General features: G+C 55.5%; 22 protein-coding genes. 5 read left to right on the plus strand and 17 right to left on the minus strand.

Going from position 1 to position 25,385, the window contains the following annotated elements:
- Positions 1–23: 23 nt before the first annotated feature.
- Positions 24–2,855, plus strand: coding sequence for an excinuclease ABC subunit UvrA (gene uvrA / locus CNE01S_RS11135; protein ID WP_061276011.1), 2,832 nt, complete (start codon positions 24–26; stop codon positions 2,853–2,855).
- Here the strand turns inward: uvrA and CNE01S_RS11140 are convergent, their stop codons facing one another.
- The 5 genes from CNE01S_RS11140 to dnaB form a co-directional block, all read right to left on the minus strand.
- On the minus strand, positions 2,856–3,209 hold the full coding sequence (locus CNE01S_RS11140; protein ID WP_061276018.1) for an MmcQ/YjbR family DNA-binding protein: 354 nt from the start codon (positions 3,207–3,209) through the stop codon (positions 2,856–2,858).
- A 139-nt stretch (positions 3,210–3,348) separates the two neighbouring features.
- Positions 3,349–4,062 (minus strand): acid phosphatase AphA, encoded by a 714-nt coding sequence (gene aphA, locus CNE01S_RS11145; RefSeq protein ID WP_061276020.1) that lies wholly within the window; start codon positions 4,060–4,062, stop codon positions 3,349–3,351.
- Between the two features lie 217 nt (positions 4,063–4,279).
- Positions 4,280–5,473 (minus strand): amino acid aminotransferase, encoded by a 1,194-nt coding sequence (locus CNE01S_RS11150; RefSeq protein WP_061276021.1) that lies wholly within the window; start codon positions 5,471–5,473, stop codon positions 4,280–4,282.
- 58 nt (positions 5,474–5,531) lie between these two features.
- A complete protein-coding gene (alr, locus tag CNE01S_RS11155; RefSeq protein ID WP_061276022.1) occupies positions 5,532–6,611 on the minus strand; it encodes an alanine racemase in 1,080 nt (359 codons plus the stop codon).
- A 93-nt stretch (positions 6,612–6,704) separates the two neighbouring features.
- A complete protein-coding gene (gene dnaB / locus CNE01S_RS11160; protein WP_008455821.1) occupies positions 6,705–8,111 on the minus strand; it encodes a replicative DNA helicase in 1,407 nt (468 codons plus the stop codon).
- A gap of 79 nt (positions 8,112–8,190) precedes the next feature.
- On the opposite strand from dnaB, the gene CNE01S_RS11165 reads away from it, so the two are divergent.
- Positions 8,191–9,174, plus strand: coding sequence for a quinone oxidoreductase (locus tag CNE01S_RS11165; RefSeq protein WP_061276024.1), 984 nt, complete (start codon positions 8,191–8,193; stop codon positions 9,172–9,174).
- 208 nt (positions 9,175–9,382) lie between these two features.
- Here CNE01S_RS11165 and dusA read toward each other — a convergent pair whose 3' ends face one another.
- From dusA to CNE01S_RS11180, 3 genes are all read right to left on the minus strand, one after another.
- Positions 9,383–10,387: a tRNA dihydrouridine(20/20a) synthase DusA gene (gene dusA, locus CNE01S_RS11170; protein ID WP_061276025.1), complete on the minus strand. Its 1,005-nt coding sequence runs from the start codon at positions 10,385–10,387 to the stop codon at positions 9,383–9,385.
- A gap of 85 nt (positions 10,388–10,472) precedes the next feature.
- Complete coding sequence (locus CNE01S_RS11175; protein ID WP_061276026.1) at positions 10,473–11,780, minus strand: conjugal transfer protein TraF; 1,308 nt, start codon at positions 11,778–11,780, stop codon at positions 10,473–10,475.
- A gap of 171 nt (positions 11,781–11,951) precedes the next feature.
- Entirely contained in the window at positions 11,952–12,455 is a 504-nt protein-coding gene (locus tag CNE01S_RS11180) for a cupin domain-containing protein (protein WP_061276028.1), read from the minus strand.
- A gap of 95 nt (positions 12,456–12,550) precedes the next feature.
- Here CNE01S_RS11180 and zur point away from each other — a divergent pair, with 95 nt between their 5' ends.
- Positions 12,551–13,063, plus strand: coding sequence for a zinc uptake transcriptional repressor Zur (gene zur / locus CNE01S_RS11185; protein ID WP_061276030.1), 513 nt, complete (start codon positions 12,551–12,553; stop codon positions 13,061–13,063).
- A gap of 71 nt (positions 13,064–13,134) precedes the next feature.
- On the opposite strand, the gene CNE01S_RS11190 is transcribed toward zur, so the two are convergent.
- The 4 genes from CNE01S_RS11190 to CNE01S_RS11205 form a co-directional block, all read right to left on the minus strand.
- Complete coding sequence (locus CNE01S_RS11190) at positions 13,135–13,344, minus strand: CsbD family protein (RefSeq protein ID WP_061276032.1); 210 nt, start codon at positions 13,342–13,344, stop codon at positions 13,135–13,137.
- A 234-nt stretch (positions 13,345–13,578) separates the two neighbouring features.
- The gene (gene dinF, locus CNE01S_RS11195) at positions 13,579–14,913 is read right to left on the minus strand and encodes an MATE family efflux transporter DinF (protein WP_061276034.1); all 1,335 of its coding nucleotides are present in this window, start codon (positions 14,911–14,913) and stop codon (positions 13,579–13,581) included.
- A 75-nt stretch (positions 14,914–14,988) separates the two neighbouring features.
- Positions 14,989–15,597 (minus strand): transcriptional repressor LexA, encoded by a 609-nt coding sequence (lexA, locus tag CNE01S_RS11200; RefSeq protein ID WP_008455837.1) that lies wholly within the window; start codon positions 15,595–15,597, stop codon positions 14,989–14,991.
- Positions 15,598–15,706: 109 nt separating this feature from the next.
- Positions 15,707–16,075 carry a diacylglycerol kinase gene (locus tag CNE01S_RS11205; protein WP_061276035.1) on the minus strand — a complete coding sequence of 123 codons (369 nt, stop codon included), beginning with the start codon at positions 16,073–16,075 and terminating at the stop codon, positions 15,707–15,709.
- A gap of 131 nt (positions 16,076–16,206) precedes the next feature.
- Here CNE01S_RS11205 and plsB point away from each other — a divergent pair, with 131 nt between their 5' ends.
- Entirely contained in the window at positions 16,207–18,636 is a 2,430-nt protein-coding gene (gene plsB / locus CNE01S_RS11210; RefSeq protein ID WP_061276037.1) for a glycerol-3-phosphate 1-O-acyltransferase PlsB, read from the plus strand.
- Positions 18,637–18,695: 59 nt separating this feature from the next.
- Here the strand turns inward: plsB and ubiA are convergent, their stop codons facing one another.
- From ubiA to malK, 5 genes are all read right to left on the minus strand, one after another.
- Positions 18,696–19,568: a 4-hydroxybenzoate octaprenyltransferase gene (gene ubiA / locus CNE01S_RS11215; protein ID WP_061276039.1), complete on the minus strand. Its 873-nt coding sequence runs from the start codon at positions 19,566–19,568 to the stop codon at positions 18,696–18,698.
- Positions 19,568–20,077, minus strand: coding sequence for a chorismate lyase (ubiC, locus tag CNE01S_RS11220; protein WP_061276041.1), 510 nt, complete (start codon positions 20,075–20,077; stop codon positions 19,568–19,570). Before ubiC ends, ubiA begins: the two co-directional genes overlap by 1 nt.
- A gap of 226 nt (positions 20,078–20,303) precedes the next feature.
- The gene (malM, locus tag CNE01S_RS11225; RefSeq protein WP_061276043.1) at positions 20,304–21,242 is read right to left on the minus strand and encodes a maltose operon protein MalM; all 939 of its coding nucleotides are present in this window, start codon (positions 21,240–21,242) and stop codon (positions 20,304–20,306) included.
- 99 nt (positions 21,243–21,341) lie between these two features.
- Positions 21,342–22,664, minus strand: a complete 1,323-nt coding sequence (locus tag CNE01S_RS11230; protein ID WP_061276045.1) for a maltoporin — start codon at positions 22,662–22,664, stop codon at positions 21,342–21,344.
- Between the two features lie 42 nt (positions 22,665–22,706).
- Positions 22,707–23,816, minus strand: a complete 1,110-nt coding sequence (gene malK, locus CNE01S_RS11235; protein WP_061276047.1) for a maltose/maltodextrin ABC transporter ATP-binding protein MalK — start codon at positions 23,814–23,816, stop codon at positions 22,707–22,709.
- 373 nt (positions 23,817–24,189) lie between these two features.
- Here malK and malE point away from each other — a divergent pair, with 373 nt between their 5' ends.
- On the plus strand, positions 24,190–25,380 hold the full coding sequence (gene malE, locus CNE01S_RS11240; protein ID WP_039289315.1) for a maltose/maltodextrin ABC transporter substrate-binding protein MalE: 1,191 nt from the start codon (positions 24,190–24,192) through the stop codon (positions 25,378–25,380).
- Positions 25,381–25,385 lie beyond the last annotated feature (5 nt).

Below are 25,385 nucleotides of genomic sequence, written 5' to 3' on the forward strand. Positions count from 1 at the left end.
AGTCATTATTCCGGGAAAGGTGAATGGATAAGATCGAAGTTCGGGGCGCCCGCACCCACAATCTCAAAAATATCAATCTCGTCATTCCGCGCGACAAACTGATTGTTGTCACCGGGCTTTCGGGTTCAGGCAAATCCTCACTGGCATTCGATACCTTGTACGCAGAAGGGCAGCGCCGCTACGTTGAGTCCCTCTCCGCCTATGCGCGCCAGTTCCTGTCGCTGATGGAGAAGCCGGACGTCGACCATATCGAAGGGTTGTCGCCCGCGATTTCTATTGAACAGAAATCCACGTCCCATAACCCGCGTTCCACCGTCGGCACCATCACGGAAATCCATGACTATCTGCGTCTGCTTTACGCCCGCGTAGGCGAACCGCGCTGCCCGGATCACGACATTCCGCTCGCGGCACAAACCGTCAGCCAGATGGTGGATAACGTGCTGGCGCAGCCGGAAGGCAAACGTCTGATGCTGCTCGCGCCGATCATTAAAGATCGCAAAGGCGAGCACGCCAAAACGCTGGAAAACCTGGCCAGCCAGGGTTACATCCGCGCACGCATTGACGGTGAAGTCTGTGACTTGTCCGATCCGCCAAAATTAGAGCTGCAGAAGAAGCACACGATTGAAGTGGTCGTCGACCGCTTTAAGGTGCGCGAAGATATCGCCCAGCGCCTGGCCGAGTCGTTTGAAACCGCGCTGGAGCTGTCAGGTGGCTCTGCCGTTGTCGCCGACATGGACGATGAAAAAGCGGAAGAGCTGCTGTTCTCCGCCAACTTTGCCTGCCCAGTTTGCGGCTACAGCATGCGCGAACTGGAACCGCGCCTGTTCTCCTTTAACAACCCGGCCGGGGCCTGCCCGACCTGCGACGGCCTGGGCGTCCAGCAATATTTCGATCCCGATCGCGTGGTACAAAACGGCGAGCTGTCGCTGGCCGGCGGCGCCATCCGTGGCTGGGATCGCCGTAACTTCTATTACTTCACCATGCTGCGCTCGCTGGCCGAGCACTATAAGTTCGACGTGGAATCTCCGTGGAACGAGCTGAGCGACACGGTGAAGAAAGTGGTACTGCACGGTTCCGGCAAAGAAACTATCGAATTCAAGTACATGAACGATCGCGGGGACACTTCCGTGCGCCGCCATCCGTTCGAAGGCGTGCTGCACAACATGGAGCGCCGCTACAAAGAAACCGAATCTTCCGCCGTGCGCGAAGAGCTGGCGAAGTTCATCAGCAACCGCCCTTGCACCAGCTGCGAAGGCACCCGTCTGCGCCGTGAAGCGCGCCATGTGTTTGTCGAAAACACCGCGCTGCCGACCATCTCTGATATGAGCATCGGCCATGCGATGGAATTCTTCCAGAACATGAAGCTCAGCGGCCAGCGCGCGCAAATCGCGGAAAAAGTGCTGAAAGAGATCGGCGATCGCCTGAAGTTCCTGGTGAACGTCGGCCTTAACTATCTTTCTCTCTCCCGCTCGGCAGAAACATTGTCCGGCGGTGAAGCCCAGCGTATTCGTCTGGCAAGCCAGATTGGTGCCGGGCTGGTCGGCGTGATGTACGTGCTGGATGAGCCCTCTATCGGCCTGCACCAGCGCGATAACGAACGCCTGCTGGAAACCCTGATTCACCTGCGTAACCTCGGCAACACGGTGATTGTGGTTGAGCACGACGAAGATGCCATTCGCGCCGCCGACCATATTATCGATATTGGTCCTGGCGCGGGCGTTCACGGCGGTCAGGTGGTTGCGGAAGGCACCATGAAGGATATTATTGCGGTGCCTGAGTCCCTGACCGGGCAGTTCCTGAGCGGCAAACGCGAAATTGCGGTACCGAAACAGCGAGTTGCCGCCGATCCGTCAAAAGTGCTCAAGCTCTCCGGTGCGAAGGGTAACAACCTGAAGGACGTCACGTTGACGCTGCCGGTGGGGCTGTTTACCTGTGTTACCGGGGTTTCCGGCTCCGGAAAATCGACGCTGATCAACGACACGTTGTTCCCGATTGCCCAGCGCCAGCTGAACGGGGCGACCATCGCAGAACCGGCACCGTACCGTGACGTTCAGGGCCTGGAGCATTTCGACAAGGTTATCGACATAGACCAAAGCCCGATTGGCCGTACGCCACGTTCCAACCCGGCGACCTACACCGGCGTGTTCACTCCCGTTCGCGAGCTGTTTGCTGGCGTACCGGAAGCGCGCTCACGCGGCTATACGCCGGGGCGCTTCAGCTTCAACGTTCGCGGCGGGCGCTGTGAAGCCTGCCAGGGCGACGGCGTGATCAAAGTGGAAATGCACTTCCTGCCGGATATCTACGTGCCGTGCGACCAGTGCAAAGGCAAACGCTATAACCGTGAAACGCTGGAGATTAAGTACAAAGGCAAAAGCATTCACGAAGTGCTGGATATGACCATTGAAGATGCACGTGAGTTCTTCGATGCCGTGCCGGCCCTGGCGCGCAAGCTGCAAACGTTGATCGACGTGGGCCTGTCCTACATTCGTCTCGGCCAGTCAGCAACCACGCTGTCAGGTGGTGAAGCGCAGCGCGTGAAGCTGGCGCGTGAGCTGTCCAAGCGTGGTACCGGCCAGACGCTGTATATCCTCGATGAGCCGACCACTGGCCTGCACTTTGCGGATATCCAGCAACTGCTGGAAGTACTGCATCAGCTCAGGGATCAGGGCAATACCATTGTGGTGATTGAACACAACCTCGACGTGATTAAAACCGCAGACTGGATTGTGGATCTGGGGCCGGAAGGCGGCAGCGGCGGCGGCGAGATTCTGGTCTCCGGCACGCCGGAAACCGTCGCCACTTGCGAAGCATCCCATACCGCGCGGTTCCTCAAACCGTTGCTGAAGATGAAATAGTCAAACCGACAATTGCTGCCTGACCTGCTCAGGCAGCAATGTCACCGCCTGCTGATACGAAGCATCCACCAGATAGTAAATTTGCGAGCCGGGCAGCGAACCGTCCAGGTACAGCGTGCTCCAGTGTGCCTTATTCAAATGGGCGCTGGGGAACACATCCTGATGCTGTTGACGCAGAAGCTCTGCCAGGTCTGGCGTCGCCTTGAGGGAGACCGCCGGGCGATGATTCTCCGCATGCACCATCGCAAACAGTACATCGCCGACTTTGATTTGTGTGGCCTTCCAGTCGCTATGCACGCTCTGCTCTGCGCCTGGTTTCTTCATGCAGTACTCTAGAAGTTCCGAATTCGTCATCTCGATTTCCTCGTCCTGATAGTCTGGCCGGAAGCATTCGCGGCAGGATTAAGTGTGCGCCAAAAGCGCATAACAGACGAGAGAATTGATTAAAAAAACGGCAACCCATTAACGTGAGCTGCCGTTTTTCCTGTCGCGATCAGTACTCGGAGTTAACGATAACTTCTTCGCCAAACGAGCCTGCTTTCGGCAGCGGCTGGTAGCTGGAGTTCGAGGCTCGCAGGATGCGAATCCCGCGGGCACCGACGTCCTGCGCGGCGGTGATGTCATTGTCTGAGTCGCCGTAGAAGATTTTGATTTTCTTCTCTTTCAGCCACTGCGTTTTGGTGTTCTGGCCTTCTTTATCCCCGGCAAAGATCACCGGATTAACGTTCGGCTCGGGGATCAGGAAGTCGCTTTGCAGGGTTTTGGTGACGGTTTCGGTTTTGGTCTGGCTGCGCCCGGTGACAAAGTACACGCTGTCGCCGCGCTTGAGGTGCATGGTGATCAGGCTTTTTGCCACTTCTTTGGGCATGCTGAAGTCATCCCAGCCGTTGTTCATCTTTTCCCAGAATGCCGGGTTTTTCAGGTAGTCCTGTTTACCCGGAGAAAACTCTTTTTGCCCGCGGTAAAAACCCGGGCTTGAAAACAGCACGGTATCGTCAATATCAAACCCGACGGCGATAGGCGCACGGCCAAGCAGGCTGTTTTCGATTTGTGCCACGGAAACCCAGTGAATTGGCACCTGCTGCGCCAGCTGTGCCACGGTGACGCCAGGATTTAGCGGAGCGGGGGCAGATTCGGTTGCCAAAGCGGCGTGATTGAAGCCCACCAGCAGGCAGACGGCACTGAGTGCCAGAGCGATCTTACGCATTGTTTTCCCTTTAATTTTCTGTTTTTAATCGTTGTTAAAATGAGCAGCCTTGCCATAAAGCCTTCCGACCATACCTGCCGGGGACCGATCGACAAAGATTTTTTTCAGTTTTGTGTCAGAGAAAACAGGCAGGGTCACAGAATAAGAGAAGGGACTTCCTCTCCCAAACGGGAGAGGAAAAAGGGACATGCAACAATTAAATTAAGTTAGCAAGCACTTACATTACCGCAGCGAACGCTTGCGCCACGCGCTGGACGTTGCTGTGGTTAAGCCCGGCAACGCAAATGCGGCCGCTGGTGAGCAGGTAAATGCCAAACTCTTCGCGCAGGCGGTCGGCCTGAGCCGCACTTAACCCGGTGTAGCTAAACATGCCGCGCTGTTTCACCAGGTAGTCAAAGTTACGCCCCGGCACGGCTTTGGTCAGAACTTCCACCAGCACCTGACGCATTTCCAGAATACGCACGCGCATGGTTTCCACTTCGGCAATCCAGCTGGCTTTCAGCTTCTCGTCGTTCAGAACCGTCGCCACTACCTGCGCCCCAAAGTTCGGCGGGCTGGAGTAGTTGCGGCGCACGGTGGCTTTCAGTTGGCCCAGCACACGCCCTGCGGCATCGCTGTCTTCGCACACCACCGAAAGCCCGCCCACGCGCTCACCGTACAGGGAGAAGATTTTAGAGAAAGAGTTACTGACCAGCATCGGCTGCCCGGAGGAGGCTATCGCGCGAATGGCATAAGCATCCTGCTCCATCCCCGCGCCAAAGCCCTGATAGGCGATGTCGAGGAACGGGATGAGATTGCGTGCTTTAAGAATTTCCGTGACGGCATCCCACTGGCTGTCGGTGAGGTCGGAGCCAGTTGGGTTATGGCAGCAAGGATGCAGCAACACGATGCTAAGCTCAGGCAGAGTATTCAGTTTTTCCAGCAGCGCCTCAAAGCGCACGCCGTTGGTTTCGCTGTCGAACCACGGGTAAGTATTCACGGTGAAACCCGCGCCTTCGAAGATGGCGACGTGGTTTTCCCAGGTAGGATCGCTGACCCACACCTGAGAATCAGGAAAATACGTTTTCAGGAAGTCAGCGCCTATTTTTAAAGCACCGGAACCGCCAAGGGTCTGTACGGTCGCAATACGGCCTTCCACCAGCGCCGGATGATTGGCACCAAACAGCAGCGGCGCAATCGCGCTGCGGTAGCCATTCAGGCCTTCCATCGGCAAATAGAGAGAGGCGCCGTGAGGCTGCGCGTTCAGGCGAGCTTCAGCTTCTGCCACGGCCTGTAACTGCGGGATCACCCCGTCTTCATTGTAATAGAGGCCGATGCTGAGATTGACCTTGTCGCTGCGCGGATCGACTTTAAAGCGTTCCATGAGGGAAAGGATCGGGTCGCCAGCATAGGCGTCAACTTTTTGAAACACGGTGAGGTTCTCCTGGTTTACAGTTCGCGGATTTCCACTGTAAACCAGGCGAGGACACTCAGTCCAGATACTTCATGGTCACCCTTGACGTCAGGCGAGTGATAAGTTCGTAAGCACTTACATTTGAGTATTCAGCGATGCGTTCGACCGGCAAGCCATCGCCCCAAAGCACCGCGCTATCGCCCGGTTTTTCAGCGGCATCCGGCCCCAAATCAACGCAAATCATGTCCATAGCGACGCGCCCCACGATAGGCACTTCGCGGCCATTGACCAGCACCGGCGTGCCGGACGGCGCGCTGCGCGGGTAACCGTCGCCGTAGCCCATCGCCACCACGCCAAGGCAGGTGTCACGCTCGGCAATCCAGGTACCGCCGTAGCCGACCGGCTCACCGGCTTTATGGCCGCGAACGGCTATCAGGCTTGAGGTCAGGGACATGACGGGCTGGAAACCAAAATCCTCGCCCCACGGTTTTTGCTCCAGCGGAGAAACGCCGTACAGAATAATGCCGGGGCGAACCCAGTCCATGTGCGAATCAGGCCACAGCAGAATGCCGCCCGAGGCGGCGATAGAACGCTGCCCCAGCTTGCCTGCGGTAAAGGAATTGAAGATGTCGAGCTGACGCGGCGTGGCGTCGGATTCCGGCTCATCGGCACGGGCAAAATGGCTTACCACGTTCACCGGCTGGCTAACGTTTTTGCTGGCGGCCAGGCGCTGATAGAAAGCTTCCGCATCTTCCGGCCGTACGCCGAGGCGGTGCATCCCAGTGTCCAGCTTCATCCAGACGGTAACAGGCTGGCTCAGTTCGGCCTGCTCAAGCGCTTCCAGTTGTTGAATGCTGTGGATTGCCGTTTGAAAATTTTGGGCGGCGATAACAGGCAGGTCTTCAGCATTGAAGAACCCTTCCAGCAGCAGGATCGGCTTGGTGATGCCGCCCTCCCGCAGGCGCACGGCTTCTTCGAGACGGGCAACGCCGAAAGCATCGGCGTCTTCTAAGGTGCGGGCGGTCTCCAGCAGACCATGCCCATAAGCGTTTGCTTTCACGACTGCCACCATGCGACTGTTCGGAGCCAGTTCGCGCAGGCGTTGCAGGTTGTGTCGCAGAGCGCGGCGGTTAATGACGACGGTTGCCGCTTGCATGTTCGTTCCTTGCTCAATGTTTGGATTAAATTGTGCAAATCCTCTTAATCATTCAGGTCACAGTAAGGCGGCTTGAAAGATGACGAGGATTTTTTATTCTTCGTCGTACTGCGGCCCGGCGTAGTTATCGAAACGCGACCACTGGCCGTTAAAGGTCAGGCGCACGGTACCGATGGGGCCATTACGCTGCTTACCGATGATGATTTCCGCGATACCTTTCAGGTCGCTATTTTCGTGGTAAACCTCGTCGCGGTAGATGAACATGATCAAGTCGGCATCCTGCTCGATGGAGCCGGATTCACGCAGGTCGGAGTTAACCGGGCGTTTGTCGGCACGCTGTTCCAGGGAGCGGTTAAGCTGCGACAGCGCCACCACCGGTACCTGAAGTTCTTTTGCCAGCGCCTTGAGCGAGCGTGAAATCTCGGCGATTTCCAGCGTACGGTTATCGGACAAAGACGGCACGCGCATCAGCTGCAGGTAGTCAATCATGATCATGCTCAGGCCTTCATGCTCGCGATAAATACGGCGGGCGCGGGAACGCACTTCGGTAGGCGTCAGGCCGGAGGAGTCATCGATGTACATGTTGCGCTTCTCCAGCAGGATGCCCATGGTGCTGGAGATGCGCGCCCAGTCCTCATCGTCCAGCTGGCCGGTACGGATTCGGGTCTGATCCACGCGCGAGAGCGACGCCAGCATACGCATCATGATCTGCTCGCCGGGCATCTCGAGGCTGAAGATCAGCACCGGTTTGTCCTGCAGCATGGCGGCGTTTTCGCACAGGTTCATCGCGAAGGTGGTTTTACCCATCGACGGACGAGCCGCCACGATAATCAGGTCGGAGCGTTGGAGGCCCGCGGTCTTCTTATTCAGATCCTGATAGCCGGTATCCACGCCCGTGACGCCGTCGTGCGGTGTCTGGTACAGGGACTCGATACGCGACACCGTAGCTTCCAGAATCTGGTCGATGCTTTTCGGGCCTTCGTCTTTGTTGGCGCGGTTTTCGGCAATCTGGAAGACGCGGGACTCGGCAAGATCCAGCAAATCTTCACTGGTACGCCCTTGCGGATCGTAGCCAGCATCCGCGATTTCATTGGCGACCGCGATCATCTCACGTACAACTGCACGTTCGCGCACGATATCTGCATAAGCGCTGATGTTCGCCGCACTTGGCGTGTTTTTAGAAAGCTCAGCGAGATAAGCAAACCCGCCGACGCTCTCGAGCTGGCCCTGAAGTTCCAGGGATTCGGAAAGCGTAATCAGGTCGATGGGTTTGCTCATTTCGAGCAGGCGCTGCATTTCAGTGAAGATCATGCGGTGCGGACGGCTGAAGAAGTCGTTGGCGACCACGCGCTCGGCGACGTTGTCCCAGCGTTCATTATCCAGCATTAAACCGCCCAACACCGACTGCTCCGCCTCAAGCGAGTGCGGCGGCATCTTCAGCCCTTCTACCTGACGGTCGCGGGGTTCTTTCGGTTTGTTGAAGGGTTTATTTCCTGCCATAGTGAGGGAGCTACCAAATTCATAGTGAGAGACCGGGAAGTATAACCATTCTTGTCCCTCTTCGACACAAGGAGTTTCCATGGCAACGCGCATCGAATTTAGCCAACACGGCGGGCCTGAAGTACTGAAAGCCGTTGAGTTTACGCCGAAAGATCCGGCGGAAAACGAAGTTCAGGTTGAGAATAAGGCTATTGGTATTAACTACATTGATACCTATATCCGCAGCGGGCTCTATCCGCCTCCGGCGCTGCCGAGCGGGCTGGGCACCGAAGCCGCCGGCGTTATCAGCAAGGTCGGCAGCAGCGTCACTCATCTGAAAGTTGGCGATCGCGTTGTTTACGCGCAATCCGGTCTCGGCGCCTACAGCAGCGTACACAATGCGCCGGCCGATAAGGTCGCTAAAATCCCGGATGTTATCTCTTTCGAACAGGCCGCAGCCTCGTTCCTGAAAGGCCTGACCGTGTTTTACCTGCTGCGTAAAACCTACGAAGTCAAAGCCAATGAAATCTTCCTGTTCCACGCGGCGGCCGGTGGCGTGGGCTTAATCGCCTGCCAGTGGGCGAAGGCGCTAGGCGCAAAACTGATTGGTACCGTCGGCTCGGCGCAAAAAGCCGATCGCGCCCAGCAGGCTGGGGCCTGGCAGACCATCAACTATCAGCACGAAAATATCGCTGAACGCGTCAAAGAGCTGACCGGCGGTAAGAAAGTGGCGGTGGTTTATGACTCGGTTGGGAAAGAAACGTGGGAGGCTTCCCTCGATTGCCTGCAGCGCCGTGGGCTGATGGTCAGCTTTGGTAACTCTTCCGGGCCGGTGACCGGCGTGAACCTGGGCATTCTGAATCAGAAGGGATCGCTCTATGTGACGCGCCCTTCTCTGAACGGCTATCTCACCACCCGCGCAGAGTTCGATGAGGCCTGCCACGAGCTGTTTTCGCTGATCGCCAGCGGCGCGATTAAGGTGGATGTAGCGGGAAATCAGAAATTTGCGCTTAAGGACGCGGTACTTGCTCATCAGACGCTGGAGAGCCGCGCAACACAAGGGTCGAGTTTGTTGATTCCGTAGTTATTTTAAAATCCACAAAGAATTAGGGCTTCCCGGAGGAAGCCCTTTCTTTTTTGTTCGTGCTGTATGTAGGGTACAGCGCGATGAATTCTTGTTACTGCCAAAAGATAGTCGCAGATTTAATAAATAAATGAAATGACGCCGCCGGGTTTAAGTTCAGGCTTGTGATCTGCTCCTCAATACCTAAATTATCCCGGCTGCTTTACGGCTAGAGCTGGCGTTTATCGGCAACCAAAGACAGCGCGTGTTCAACCACGTCAATGCCTGCCCCGGCTTTATGGGCGTTCTCACTTAAGTAGCGGCGCCATTGTCGCGCGCCCGGTATGCCCTGGAATAACCCAAGCATATGACGAGTCACATGGCCCAGGTAAGTGCCGTTCGCCAGCTCGCGTTCAATGTACGGATACATCGCTCTCACTACGGCAACAGGATCGCTGTCTGCAGCATCTGCACCGAAAATTTCACGATCAACCGTCGTCAGCAGGCCAGGATTTTGGTAAGCCTCACGCCCGACCATCACGCCATCCAGGTGCTGGAGGTGCGTTTTCGCTTCTTCCAGCGTCTTAATACCGCCGTTAATGGCCATCGTCAGATGCGGGAAATCACGCTTGAGCTGATAGACACGCGGGTAATCCAGCGGCGGGATTTCACGGTTTTCTTTCGGGCTTAGGCCAGAAAGCCAGGCTTTACGCGCGTGGATGATGAACATCTCGCATTCGCCCTTACCTGCCACCGTGCCGATGAAATCACAGAGAAATTCGTAGCTGTCCTGGTCATCAATGCCGATGCGGGTTTTCACCGTCACCGGGATAGAAACCACGTCGCGCATCGCCTTAATGCAGTCGGCAACCAGCTGAGCTTCGCCCATCAGGCAGGCACCAAAGCGCCCGTTCTGCACACGATCGGAAGGGCAGCCAACGTTAAGATTGATTTCATCGTAACCGCGCGCTTCGGCAAGCTTCGCACAATGTGCCAGCGCCTGTGGGTCGCTGCCGCCAAGCTGCAGCGCAATCGGATGTTCTTCTTCGCTATAGGCCAGATAGTCCCCTTTACCGTGGATGATCGCCCCGGTGGTCACCATTTCGGTGTACAGCAGCGTGTGGCGGGACAGCTGACGCAGGAAATAGCGGCAGTGGCGGTCGGTCCAGTCGAGCATCGGCGCAATGGAGAAACGGTGCGGCTGGAAAGGAGTCTGGTTGCTTTGTGAGGACATACGTTTACGCAGGCTACGATTAAAAAAGGGTCGCTACTATAGCATAAAGCAGCGCCGGGGCATCAGGCTGCCCCGGCATTCAGCATCAGAAGGCTACGCTCAGCTGAGCCCCTGCGCCCCAGGTTTGGTCCTCGCCGTACAATCCCATTAAATCGATGTTAACGTGCTTGCCGGCCGCGAACCCTAGCCCGCCGGTAAAGACGTTGCTGTCATTACTTTTCACATCCGCACGGTAACCGGCACGCACTGCCAGCCAGGAAAGCGGCCTCACTTCTGCACCTACGCCAATGTACTGGGAATTAGCCTCGCTTTTGAAGCCTTTCGTTTCGGTCAAATCCCCATCGGCGCTCAGCGTCACTAGCTCGTTATGCCAGGCCACGCCAGCGGTAACCAGCGGACTGATTTGATAAGTATCTTTGTAGTTGCGAACCTCACCGGTACGCCCGTTAGTGATGCGAATATCTTTGGTGTCGATATCGCGGGAAACCAGGTTCTGGCCACTCAGGCCGACGGTCCAGTTCTCGCCAAAATCGGCCGCCACGCCGGCATCAAGGTTGAATCCGGTGTCATCGTTGCGGTACTGGCTGTTCTTCCAGTCGCCGCTGCGGTAGTCATAAATAGAGGTGGTGTAGTTATAGAGCCAGGTTTTCTGCAGCTTTGGCGTGACGCCAACGGAAACCGGCACGCCACCGACGTCAAATTTGTGGGCCAGCGCAATGCCGTAATCAGAAACGATAGCCGCACGTCCGGAGGCGGTGGAGTTCAAGTTCCGGGTGATACGGTCTGAGCCGTTTAGCGCTGCATCAATCGCTACGCTGCCCGCCACCAGATTGGAATTCTGGATGCTGTGCAGATAATCGATATCGTTTTGATCGATTGAAGAGCTGACCTTCGCACGTGCGTAAGCCTTGGTGACAAAAGCAACGGAGAGGGTGTCATTTGGAATACTGACTGCAATACCCGCCGCGGCTTTGGCATGCGCCGTCTCGCCTCGTAAATCCTCAAGCTCGCCGGCTAAATCCCCCGCGGCGCTACGAAACTGATTTAACGTCCCATTCGGATTTAAAAGAATATCTCGCGGCGTTAACGACCCAATGGCCTGTTTATAGTTATCAACTTTATCGCTGATATCGTCGATGCGGTCCTGGAGGTTATCTTTATCCGTTATTTGCGCCCCAATAGACGGCAGAATAACGGTAATATTGTCGTCTGGTTTCGATCGGGCTAATAGCGCCGGGTTGATTAATACACCGCTGCCATAATTAGCAGAAGCTACGCCTGTCCCCCCCATCGCATCGTTACGCGCCTCGGACCAGGTCCCCGCAGCCCCGGCCTGATGGGCAATAAATAACGTTGCAGCGAGTGTCGCCACCGAAGATTTTATTTTATTCATTCACAGCACGCCTGTCTGATTGTCAGATGAAGTAATTCGCCCCTGACAGTTATGACTGAACAGAGGCAGACTATTGCTGTGAATAGCGCGATAAAAAGATGGATATTTGAACCATCAGGATCCCAGATATATCCTTAGGGTTAGCGTTTTATTGTTTCCTTGCTAATTAATTTATAGTTTACCCTTTGGCTTTCGTGAAGGCTGGCCGTTATGCGGGCCAAAGAATTGAGGCGGGTGATCTATCCAGCGGTCCTTACGCTGCACGGCGTAAGACTGATTTAGCGGGTAATAAATTTTATTTTCGGCTTTATTGGCTTCACCCACCACTAAAAGCCGCACATCCTGTTCGGTATTGTTAATAAAGGTATGGCAGATGCCTGTTCCGGCTGGGAACCCCACGCTATCGCCCGGTTCAAGCGCCCAGAGATGACCATTGATCCACACCTCCGGGTGCCCTTCGAGCACATACGCGAACTCTTCTTCGCTGCTCTCGGCGTGGGGATAAGAGGTTCTGCGGCCAGGGGGAATCCGTTCGTGGTGAATACCAAGGCGGGTTAAACCGAAATAACGGGCCAGAGGAGCGCCAATAGAAAACAGCTCCGTGCTGTCGGGATAGGTTGAGTCATCCTCGCCTTCCAGCTCACGCCAGTGACGAATACAATCGGGTTTTTGCATCACTTCCTCCTGGGTAGATAGGGTCATTATGTACCAGGATTCGGCGTTTTATCCGCATTATGATAAAGTATTGCGTCAATGACCGGGAGAGGCTGATGGATACCACAACTTCGCAAAACGTGTTAGCTCAGGCTGAAAAGCTCTGCCTGCAACGCAATGTACGCCTGACGCCACAGCGTCTCGAGGTTTTGCGCCTTATGGCCGAGCAAACCGGCGCCATCAGCGCCTATGATTTGCTAGATCTCCTGCGCGTCAGTGAGCCACAGGCTAAGCCACCCACCGTTTACCGAGCGCTGGATTTTCTGCTGGAGCAGGGTTTTGTGCACCGCGTGGAATCCAACAACAGTTACGTGCTGTGCAATTTTATCGATCATCCCACCCATTCTTCTGCCATGTTTATCTGCGACAGATGCGGGGCAGTGAAAGAGCAGGCGGCTCAGGGTGTGGAAGATATTATGCAGAAACTTGCGTCCAAAATGGGGTTCTCCCTGCGGCACAACGTCATTGAAGCCCACGGATTGTGTGCTGATTGTTCGGAAGTTGAAGCTTGTAGTCACCACGGTGCCTGCGATCACGATCATTCAGTGCAGCCGAAGAAAAAGCGTTAAGAGGGAGTGGTACATCCTTGTACCCGGGCAGGATAGGTCTTACTGATTAGCACATTTGAGGGGCCGCCAGGTTACCAGCGGTATTTATTTCCGGACTCCCAGTCCTTCACCTCTTTCTCTGCCTGGTCTTTGGCGTAACCGTAACGCTCCTGGATTTTACCCACCAACTGGTCACGCTTCCCTTCGATGACGGTCATATCGTCATCGGTCAGCTTACCCCATTTCTCTTTGACCGTACCTTTGAACTGCTTCCAGTTACCGCCGATTTCGTCCTTATTCATAGTCATCTCCTCATCGTTCGGTTTAGAATTTTGCATCCGGGCTGCAGGATGCTGTCTTGCTGGAAAACATCCGCTGTCTGCTGGATGTAAAGGTAATTGTAGACAAGGATTCTGGGTTACATTTAAAACTCAGAATCTTTAACCATTTTTAAAAACGATGGCATGCTGACCCCTCGCCTTAAAAACGAGAAATCAGCAGATAGAAGATGGGTTAACGAAGGCCAGGCAGCACCATCAATGGCAGCCCTGTGCGGCAAACCAGGTGTTATTGCGCCAGTGGCGTCGCCAGATGACGCCAAGCGCCAGGCCGCGCAAAGCTAAAAACACCGCCAGCGACAGCCACAAAGCGTGATTACCCAACAAGGGCAGCGTAAGCATCGTCACGCCAAAGCCCAACGCCGCAACCGCCATGCTGTTTCGCATCTCGGCCCCGCGTGTGGCCCCAATAAACATCCCGTCCAGCAGGTAGCACCAAACGCCCACAACCGGCAATATCACCTGCCAGGCAAGGTAGCTGTCGGCCTGCTGACGCAGCTCCGGCAAGGAGGTAAGCAGCGCGATGATGTGTTCTCCAGCAACGGCATAAATAGCGGCAAACGCTATCGCAACCAACCCCGCCTGCCTACACGCTGCGCCCCAAACCTCCAGCAGTTGCCCACGGTTACGCGCCCCGTAAGCCTGCCCTGAATGAGCCTCCACGGCGTAAGCAAAGCCGTCCAGCGCATAGGCCGTGAAGGTCAGTAACGTCATCAGCACGGCGTTAACAGCGACAATTTCACTGCCAAGACGGGCACCAAAGATGGTGATAGAAGCAAAACAAATTTGCAGCAGCAGCGAACGCAGCATGATGTCGCGGTTAAGCGCCAGCAGCTTGCGTAAATCCCCCTGCCAGGCCGTTTTAAGGCGCGCCCAGCTAATGCCGCGCAGCTTCAGGACTTTGTGCACCATCAGCAGGCCGATGAAAAACGTGGCGTATTCAGACACCGCCGTCGCCAGCGCTGCCCCCTGCACGTTCATGTGCAGCCCCATCACCAGCCAAAGGTCGAGCACGATATTGATAAGGTTTCCCACCACCAGCAGGATCACCGGTGCCCGAGCATACTGAACGCCCAGCAGCCAGCCCAACAGTACGAGGTTAGCCAGCGATACGGGAGCACTCAGCCAGCGGATCTCCAGGAACCGCCTTGCCTGATACAGCACTTCGTCATTGCCACCAACAACGTGCAGCGCAAGGTTAATCAGTGGATAACGCAGCGCCACGATAGCAAACCCGGCTATCAGCGCCAGCATCAGAGGCTGAACCAGCGCACGCGCCAGTCGCTGTGGATCGTTCGCACCAAACGCCTGCGCCGTTAATCCGGTGGTGCTCATACGCAGAAATAGCAGCAGCATAAACAGGAAGCTGGTCGCCGTGGCGCCGATAGCCACCCCGCCGAGATAGTTTGGGCTATCGAGATGACCAATGACTGCGGTATCGACCAGGCCCAGCAGCGGCACGGTAATGTTGGAAAAAATCATCGGCAGCGCAAGCCGCCACAGCGCACCATCCGTTGACGAGAAGAATCGCATGGGAATGATCCAGAGGAAAATAGAGGAGTTTAAAGCGGGTGGTACAGCAGGTTTACCGCACCACCGAAAGAGGTGTTACAGCCATTCACCGTTGCGGATAACCCCGACGGCCAGGCCTTCAATGCTAAAATTCTGCTCGCGGAGATCGACCACAATGGGCTGGAATTCGCTGTTTTCTGGCAGCAGATGCACGGTGTTGCCCTGCTTTTTCAGGCGTTTTACGGTCACTTCATCATCTATACGCGCGACAACGACCTGGCCGTTACGCACATCCTGCGTTTTGTGAACCGCAAGCAAATCGCCGTCCATGATGCCGATATCTTTCATCGACATGCCGCTGACGCGCAGCAGGAAATCGGCATTCGGCTTGAACAGAGAAGGGTCAACCTGGTAGTGGCCTTCGATGTGCTGTTGCGCCAGCAGCGGCTCACCGGCGGCAACGCGGCCCACCAGCGGTAGGCCATTTTCTTCTTCAACCAGCAAACGAATGCCGCGTGATGCACCGGAGACAATCTCGATGGCACCTTTACGTGCCAACGCTTTAAGATGCTCTTCCGCGGCGTTTGGAGAACGGAACCCCAGACGTTGTGCAATTTCGGCGCGCGTAGGTGGCATGCCGGTCTGGTTGATATGATCCCGAATGAGATCAAACACCTCTTGCTGCCTGGTAGTTAGTGCTTTCATTCCGCCCCCTGGGTGTTTATACAGTTATGCTGTGAGTATATACAGCCCAAGGCGATTTTGAAACCACAAATTAAGCAAAAAACCAGCGACTTAAACTATTCTGGAAGGGCTATCGCAAATGTGACCAAAGCAGGGTGGCCCAGGTCGCAACTGCAAGGATAATCGCTATCAATACCGCGGCGGAACCCATATCTTTGGCTCGCCCCGAAAGCTCGTGGTAGTCGGTGCCAACACGGTCGACCAACGCTTCAATGGCGCTGTTAAGGATCTCGACAATCATCACCAACACGACCGAGCCAATCAATAAAATACGGGTGATGGGGTCAACGTCCAGCCAGCAGGCAACGATGATAGCGATAACCGCAGCCACGCCCTCCTGACGAAAGGCGGCTTCGTTGATCCAGGCCGCACGCAGCCCCTTCCACGAGTAGCCTGCAGCCTTAATAATGCGGGTGATGCCGGTGGTATTATTCGCCATTCAAGGAAACCTTTTTAAATATTGAGCGTCAATGCTCATTGAGTCTAAATCGCAGCGCCACAGAAATTCCCCAGAGTTTCTGATATCCTTGCGGCGCATTTGCATTATTAACCTGAGGCTTTACATCATTTATGTCAGGCTGGCCAAGAATTTACTACAAATTACTGAATTTACCATTAAGTGTTCTGGTAAAGAGCAAGTCTATCCCGGCGGATCCACAAACCGAACTCGGTCTGGACCCTTCACGCCCCATTATGTACGTCCTGCCCTACAACTCTAAGGCAGACCTACTGACGCTGCGGGCCCAATGCCTGGATCACGATCTGCCCGACCCGCTGGAACCTCTGGAAATTGACGGCGTACTGTTGCCGCGCTACGTGTTTATCCACGGCGGGCCGCGCGTCTTTACCTATTACACGCCAAAAGAAGAGTCGGTAAAACTGTTCCACGACTATCTGGATCTGCACCGCAGCAATCCAGACCTCGATGTGCAGATGGTGCCGGTTTCCGTGATGTTCGGCCGCTCGCCAGGCCGCGAGAAAGGGGAAATCAATCCGCCTTTACGTACCCTGAACGGTGTCCAGAAATTCTTTGCGGTTTCCTGGCTCGGCCGCGATAGCTTCGTGCGTTTCTCTCCACCGGTTTCGCTGCGCCGCATGGCAACCGAACACGGCACGGACAAGATTATCGCCCAAAAACTGGCTCGCGTGGCGCGCACTCACTTTGCCCGCCAGCGTCTGGCTGCAGTAGGCCCACGCCTGCCGGTTCGTCAGGATCTCTTCAACAAGCTGCTGGCGTCAAAAGCGATTGCCCGCGCGGTAGAAGATGAAGCCCGCAGCAAGAAAATCTCCCACGAGAAAGCGCAGCAAAACGCCGTCGCGCTGATGGAAGAGATCGCCGCGAACTTCTCCTACGAAGCCGTACGTCTGACGGACCGCGTTTTAGGCTTAACCTGGAACCGCCTCTATCAGGGCATTAATGTGCACAACGCCGAGCGCGTGCGCCAGCTTGCCCATGACGGCCACGAAATTGTCTATGTGCCCTGCCACCGCAGCCACATGGATTATCTGCTGCTTTCCTACGTGCTTTATCACCAGGGGCTGGTTCCGCCGCACATCGCCGCCGGGATCAACCTGAACTTCTGGCCGGCTGGCCCGATTTTCCGCCGCCTGGGCGCGTTCTTTATTCGTCGTACCTTCAAGGGCAACAAGCTTTACTCCACCGTGTTCCGCGAGTACCTCGGCGAACTGTTCAGCCGCGGCTATTCCGTAGAGTACTTTGTCGAGGGGGGCCGTTCCCGTACCGGTCGCCTGCTGGATCCGAAGACCGGCACGCTGTCGATGACGATTCAGGCAATGCTGCGCGGCGGCACCCGCCCGATTACTCTGGTGCCGATTTACATCGGCTACGAGCACGTCATGGAAGTAGGGACTTACGCGAAAGAGCTGCGCGGTGCGACCAAAGAAAAAGAGAGCTTCATGCAGATGGTACGCGGCCTGAGCAAGCTGCGTAACCTGGGTCAGGGCTACGTTAACTTCGGCGAACCGCTGCCGCTGATGGCCTACCTGAACCAGCATGTGCCGGAATGGAAAGATTCTATCGATCCGATTGAAGCGATTCGCCCAGCCTGGCTGACGCCAACGGTGAACGATATCGCCGCTGACCTGATGGTGAGAATCAACAACGCAGGGGCCGCTAACGCCATGAACCTGTGCTGTACAGCGCTGCTTGCCTCGCGCCAGCGTTCGCTGACCCGTGAACAGCTCACCGAACAGCTCGACTGCTACCTGAATCTGCTGCGTAACGTGCCGTATTCTCCGGATGCCACCGCACCAACGGTTTCCGCCGATGCGCTGATCGACCACGCGCTACAGATGAACAAGTTCGAGGTGGAGAAAGACACCATCGGTGACATCATCATTCTGCCTCGCGAGCAGGCCGTGTTGATGACCTATTACCGCAACAACATCATGCATATGTTGGTGTTGCCGTCGCTGATGGCGTCCATCATCACTCAGCATCGCCATATCTCACGTGCCGAGCTACTTCGTCAGATAGAAGTCGTTTATCCGATGCTGAAGGCCGAGCTGTTCCTGCGCTGGGAAAAAAGCGAGCTGGGCAGAGAAATTGACGCGCTGATCGCCGAGATGGAACGTCAGGATCTGGTGATGCTTGTCGGTGACGAAGTGCAGATCAACCCTAACCGCTCTCGTACTCTGCAGCTTCTGGCGGCGGGCGTGCGCGAGACGGTTCAGCGGTATGCCATTACCTTCTGGCAGCTGAGCGCCAACCCGTCGATCAACCGCGGGACGCTGGAGCGCGAAAGCCGCACGGTGGCGCAGCGCCTGTCCGTTCTGCACGGCATTAATGCCCCGGAATTCTTTGATAAAGCGGTCTTTACCTCGCTGGTCCTTACCCTGCGCGATGAAGGCTATATCAGCGATACCGGTGATGCGGACGCAACCGAAACCATCAAGGTTTACCAGATGCTGGCAGACCTTGTGACCTCGGACGTACGCCTGACGATTGAGAGCTCTGCGTCACAGGACGCGGTTTCTTAATTCAGCAAAAACGAAAAAGGCGGGTGATTAACCCGCCTTTTTTATTGCCTGAGGCTGACTCAGAAATGCAGGTAGCTCAGTACCAGCCCAATAAACAGCACCAGGCCCACGTAGTTGTTGTTCATGAACGCTTTAAAGCAGCCTTCACGCTCACGTTTGGCGATCAGCTTCTGCTGATGGACAAACAGCCCGCCCGCCAGCAAAATTGACCAGTAAAACGCACCGCCCAGCCCGTTTAGCCAGCCCACAATGCCCATCAACAGCATGGTGGCGATTTGCAGCAGGCCGATGATCAGCTTATCGTTGCGGCCAAAAAGAATTGCCGTCGACTTAATACCAATCTTCAGGTCGTCGTCGCGATCGACCATCGCATACTGCGTGTCGTACGCCACGGTCCAGCAAATATTCGCGAGGAACATCAGCCAGCAGCTTAGCGGCACCGATTCGCTGGCGGCGGCAAATGCCATAGGAATGGACCAGCCAAAAGCCGCACCCAGCACCACCTGCGGCAAATGAGTGTAACGCTTCATAAACGGATACACCCACGCCAGCGCCAGCCCTGCTATCGACAGCAGGATAGTCATGGTGTTAAGCGTCAGCACCAGCAGGAAGGCAAGGCCCACCAGCACGGCAAACAGGATCTTCGCTTCTTTCTCTGAAACCGCCCCGCTGGGCAACGGGCGCTGCGCGGTACGCTTAACGTGACCATCGAACTTACGGTCGGCATAATCATTCACGACGCAGCCTGCGGCGCGCATCAACCAAACGCCAGCGATAAAGACAATCAGGTTCATCAGCGATGGCAGGCCCGGCGTTGCAACCCAAAGCGCCCACAATGTTGGCCACAGCAACAGCAAAGCGCCGATGGGCTTATCGGTGCGCATCAACCGGTGATAAGCCAGAAGCTTTCCCTGGTTAAGACTCCACTCCATTATTTTTCCTCTTCGTACAGCGGAGACGCCGGCAAAAACAGTTCGGTCAGTAGCAGCGGTTTGCCGGAAAGTCTCAGTCGGGAACGACGTCCCCACAGTTCGGCGCTACGGCCAATCTCAATATAGTCACGCGTCAGGGTTGATGAACTAAACAGATAGCGCCCGAGCGGCGTGTTGCCGAGCTTTTGCAGCGCCAGTTCAGGGCCATCAAGCGTGCTTTCAGGTACCACGGTGCGGCCCAGCAACCAGGGTTCGTCATCCCCACAGAGAATAATTTCCCGCAGCCAGTAATGCTCAGAGGCAGGTAATAAATCGGCTTCGGGCAAATCATTGCCAGCGGGAACAAACCCTTCACGCACGATGCGGACGGTGACTTTTTGGCAATGCTGTTCGAAGCGTTTCGTCATCGAATCTTCCAGCAACAGCCAGTCGAGATAAGCGGAGCTCAGCCCTTGCGGGACCTCCGTGTAGAAATTCAGGGCGCGCAACGGCGACAGCGCGTCGGACATGGGAATACTCTCCGATACATAACCTGATGGCATTGTAACGCAGAACATCTCTGTGCGGGCAGACAATGGCAACACACGCGGCAAATACCGCAACAATTGAGCAACAGGAAGAGCTATCTGGAGTCAGGGAGTGCAGCCAACTCTCCTGAGACTTGAATTATGACGGGAAAAAAAAGGTGCGCCTGAGCGCACCAATACTTCAAGCATCAGCAACGTGGGGAGATAGTTACCCCTTGCCTTTTACACTGCTGATAAAAGTTTTACGGGCGGAGGTGGAACCCAGACGCTCGGCTTCATTCAGCAGTTTCAGGGCCTTATCGATGTTGCCTTTATCCACCGCCTGTTTAATGGCGCGGTTAAAATAGCTTTCCGTATCATTGAGCATTGGTTCGCTTTTCGCAGCTGGCGCTGCCACAGGTGCTGGCGCGGCGGCCGGTGCAGAGTAAGCCGTCGGCGGCGCTACGTTACCGACCACAACAGGTTTGGCATCGGACCCACCAAAGATCTTACCGATCATGATGTTGCCGCTGTTTTGTTCGGTTTTCAGCTTAACCGTCAGGGTACCTTGCCCACTGTGGCTGGCGACCGGGTCAGCCACATCAGGAATGGCGTTGCTTGCCCCTTCGGCATAGAGCTTCGCCGGGTTGATCATGCGGGTGGTTTCCGTCAGATCGTGTTTCGTGGTGTACACCAGCATGTAGATCTGTTTCTGACCCATCATTGGGGTCAGCTTCATGACGTTCTCCAGACGGTTGCCGGAGGTCATACCTGGCTTCTGGTACTGGAAATAACTGCTCGGGAAGAAAGCAGAAGGCTGCATCTGCCCGTCGAGAATCAGAACATTTGGCGCATAAACGCTCAGGTCTTTTACCAGGCTGGTCAGCGTGATTTCCAGTGAGCCCTGATCCGCTGGCAGCACGAAGGCGGCCACGCTCCCGGTGAGTTCCCCGACGTTAAGGCTGGCCGAAGAAGCGGTCAGCACCACGTCCTGGCTAACGGGCGGCATCAACGGAGTCCACGGCAAGCTTTGTAATTTGTCCGTAGGAATAGACGGTGCGGTAGAGATATTTTGCGGGTTAATCGCCGCGTTGGCGGCAAAGGAAGCCGGCACGGACGATAAGCCCAGAACGGGAAGCAGGCAAAGCGCGAGAAGATGTTTTTTCATTGTTTTATCCTCGAAGCGAACCCGTCTCCTTCAGGCAAAAAAGAGACGGGTCAGGCATGTGAAACCGGCGGGCGCTAAGCACCCGCACGGGGGATTAACTTACCACCAGACTTCCATCTGAGCGCCGAAGGTGACTTCGCTGTCGTTGCCGCGGCTGAAAGTACGAGCGCTGGTATCGGCGAAAGCAATGCCGGATGGCGTGCCCGCTACATAGTTAGAGTCGGTGGAATCGCTGGAAGAATAACCCCACTTCTCATCCCACTTGGCGTAGGTTGCGAAGACGCGGATAGCCGGACGAGACCAGATGCTGTTACCCGCCTGCCACTGCTGTGCCAGGGTGATTTTGTACTGGTTGTTGCTCTTGTCGGTCAGCTGAGACTTCACGTTGTCGTAGCCGACTTCCAGCAGGGTGCTCATGATTGGCGTCCATTTGTACATAGGACGAACGCCCACGGTCCACCACTTGGTGCCGTTGTTATCATCGCGGTTGATATCCTGGTACATACCCACGTACATCAGGCCCCAGGTATCGTTGAAGTCGATAGCACCGTGGTCGATAACGCGCAGCATTTTGCCGTCGTTGTTTTGGAAGGTATTCGGGCGCCCGGTACCGTTGGTTTGTGCCATCGCGTTAGTGCCGTACTGCACCACAAATTTGTTCAGGCTGGTGCCGAGGAAGGTCTGAGTATGTTCCACGGTACCCAACCAGCCATTTTTAGTCGCATCCTGCACGCCAAAATCGTAGTGCTTGCTGGTATTTGCACGACCGTAATCAAAGCCCACTTCCAGAGAACCGCCAGGGTTCACTTCCATCTGCCCTAAACGAATATCAAAGATGTCGTTCGCCAGGTCTTGTTTTTTGGTAGTACCGTTGATAAATGCCTCTGAACCACCGGCTTCACCGTTACGGGTGGCGGCCAGGGAGAGTTTACCGAAGCCCAGGTTAATATCTTCCAGGCCAGCCCCTGGGCCAGAAACGTCCCAGTAGTAGAAGTCGATCATGTGCACGTCATGGCGTTTGTAGTAACGCTTACCTGCCCAAATATTCGCGCCAGGCAGCGCGTCAATCAGGTTTTTACCCACCACGTTCATCTGGCGCACGCGCGGACCACCGTTGGTGTCCTCGTCATCGTTCAGCTGGTTAGTGGCGTAACCAATCATGGTGTCAACGTAGAAGCTTTTCTCGCCTTCCTGCCAAACTTGCTGACCTAACTCAATTTCAGCATAAGTTTCACATTCGTTACCCAGACGGTATTTAGAGCCAGCACCTGTCGCTTTAAAACACTGCTGCTGGCCGCCGCTACCTGTCCAGCCAATACCAGAACGTGCGTAGCCCTTGAAATCAACGGCACCAGCCTGTGCAGACACGATGCCTGCAATTACGGCGACCGCCAGTGGGAGTTTGCGCAGAGTAATCATCATTCTATCTCCTGAGATCATTGCTTTTCTTTTTTATGGGAATGCTTAAACGCCAGGCTCTTGATGCAACCGACGACACGCGGTGCCATCTTCTCGGAACAGATGGCAACGCTCTGGCGGCAGGCCAATAGCGAATGTGGCACCCTCTTTTACCAACACCACGTCGTTCTGGCGGTAAACCAGGTTTTGACGAATGGCGGGGATTTGGATGTGAATCTGAGTCTCATGTCCCAACTGCTCAACGACCTGCACTTCCCCTTCAAGGGTGACGTCAGCAATGTCGCTCGGCAGCAGGTGTTCCGGGCGAATGCCAAGTGACATATTGGCCCCCACCTGAACGTTGCGGCTTTCCACCGGCAGCCAGACATGCTGACGGTTAGGCAATTCCACCTGCACCTGGTCAATGGCCGTCGCGGTCACTTTTACCGGCAGGAAGTTCATTTTTGGCGACCCAATGAAGCCCGCGACGAAGCGGTCCGCCGGGTAGTGATACAGCTCTAGCGGTTTCCCTACCTGCGCAACGCGACCGGCGTCCAGCACGACGATTTTGTCGGCCAGAGTCATCGCCTCAATCTGGTCATGGGTCACGTAAATCATCGTGCGCCCCAGACGCTTGTGCAGGCGGGATATCTCAATGCGCATCTGCACGCGCAGCGCCGCATCAAGGTTTGAAAGCGGCTCATCCAGCAGGAAGACTCGAGGCTCCGCGACCAGGGTTCGGCCAATGGCCACGCGCTGGCGTTGTCCACCGGACAGCGCCTTCGGGCGGCGGTCCAGCAGATGCGCGAGCTGCAAGGTTTCAGAAACCTGATTCACGCGCTGGTTGATATCGACTTTTTTTGCCCCGGCAAGCTTCAGGCCAAAGGACATGTTTTCCGCGACAGAAAGATGGGGATAGAGGGCATACGACTGAAACACCATGCCCACACCGCGCTCGGCAGGTGGAATGTCGTTCATCCGTTTTTCACCAATCAGCAGTTCGCCGCTGGTGATGGTTTCGAGACCCGCAATCATTCGCAGCAACGTTGACTTACCGCAGCCTGATGGTCCGACAAAAACCACGAATTCTCCTTCATTGATGTCGAGATTGATGTCTTTCGACACCACCACGTCACCCCAGGCTTTTGTTACGTTCCGTAGCTGCACGCTCGCCATTACCACTCCCTCATTACTGCCGCCTGCCGTCGGACAGGTGCTTCAATATGTGTCCGACTATGAGGGATAGCTACATTTGGTAAATCCTCCACCCTAAGGCTTTTTTATGGGGGAGGAGGCGGGAGGATGAGGAAGGGACATCTGCAACCGGTTGCAGGTGACACAAGGGATTTTCGTGATCGCGGCTTCAGTTTTCAGTGCGTTTTTATGTGCGCCAGAACACATAACGGCCAGTTATGCAAAGCAGATCACAGATAACCACTCAGGGGCGTAGAGCAAAGGAGGATGAGAAGCGCTTGCCATCTCCGCAGACTTAACAACGTTAATCTGCACTACCCTATAAAGCGCACACCACCACTCAAAGGATGGGAACATGAAAATTAAAACCGGCGCCCGTATCCTCGCTCTGTCAGCTCTGACGACGATGATGCTTTCCGCCTCTGCACTGGCAAAAATCGAAGAAGGCAAACTGGTCATCTGGATTAACGGCGATAAGGGCTACAACGGCCTGGCCGAAGTCGGTAAGAAGTTTGAGAAAGATACCGGTATTAAAGTCACCATTGAACATCCTGATAAACTTGAAGAAAAATTCCCACAGGTGGCGGCAACCGGCGATGGCCCGGACATTATCTTCTGGGCTCACGACCGCTTTGGCGGCTATGCCCAGTCCGGCCTGCTGGCCGAAATCACCCCAGACAAAGCTTTCCAGGACAAGCTCTATCCGTTCACCTGGGACGCGGTGCGTTACAACGGCAAATTCATCGCTTACCCGATTGCGGTAGAAGCGCTGTCGCTGATTTATAACAAAGACTTGGTACCAAACCCGCCGAAAACCTGGGAGGAGATCCCCGCCCTGGATAAAGAGCTGAAGGCGAAAGGGAAGAGCGCGCTGATGTTCAACCTGCAGGAACCATACTTCACCTGGCCGTTGATTGCGGCAGACGGTGGGTATGCCTTCAAGTTCGAAAACGGCAAATATGATGTGAAAGATGTGGGCGTAGACAGTGCGGGTGCAAAAGCGGGCCTCGGCTTCCTGGTCGATATGATCAAGAACAAGCAGATGAACGCCGACACCGACTACTCCATCGCCGAAGCCGCGTTCAACAAGGGCGAAACGGCGATGACGATTAACGGCCCGTGGGCCTGGTCCAATATCGACAAAAGCAAAATCAACTATGGCGTGACGCTACTGCCAACCTTTAAAGGCAAGCCGTCTAAACCGTTCGTGGGCGTACTGAGCGCCGGTATTAATGCCGCCAGCCCGAATAAAGAACTGGCGAAAGAGTTCCTTGAAAACTATCTGCTTACCGATCAGGGTCTGGCAGACGTGAACAAAGACAAACCGCTCGGTGCCGTGGCGCTGAAATCGTTCCAGGAACAGCTGGCGAAGGATCCACGTATTGCCGCCACCATGAATAACGCCCAGAAAGGCGAGATTATGCCAAATATTCCTCAGATGTCTGCTTTCTGGTATGCCGTGCGCACCGCGGTTATCAACGCCGTTAGCGGTCGCCAGACCGTTGATGCTGCGCTGAAAGATGCTCAGGGACGTATCACTAAGTAAACCTT

Origin of the sequence: Cedecea neteri NBRC 105707 = ATCC 33855 (assembly GCF_001571265.1) — a bacterium.
GTDB classification, from domain to species: domain Bacteria; phylum Pseudomonadota; class Gammaproteobacteria; order Enterobacterales; family Enterobacteriaceae; genus Cedecea; species Cedecea neteri.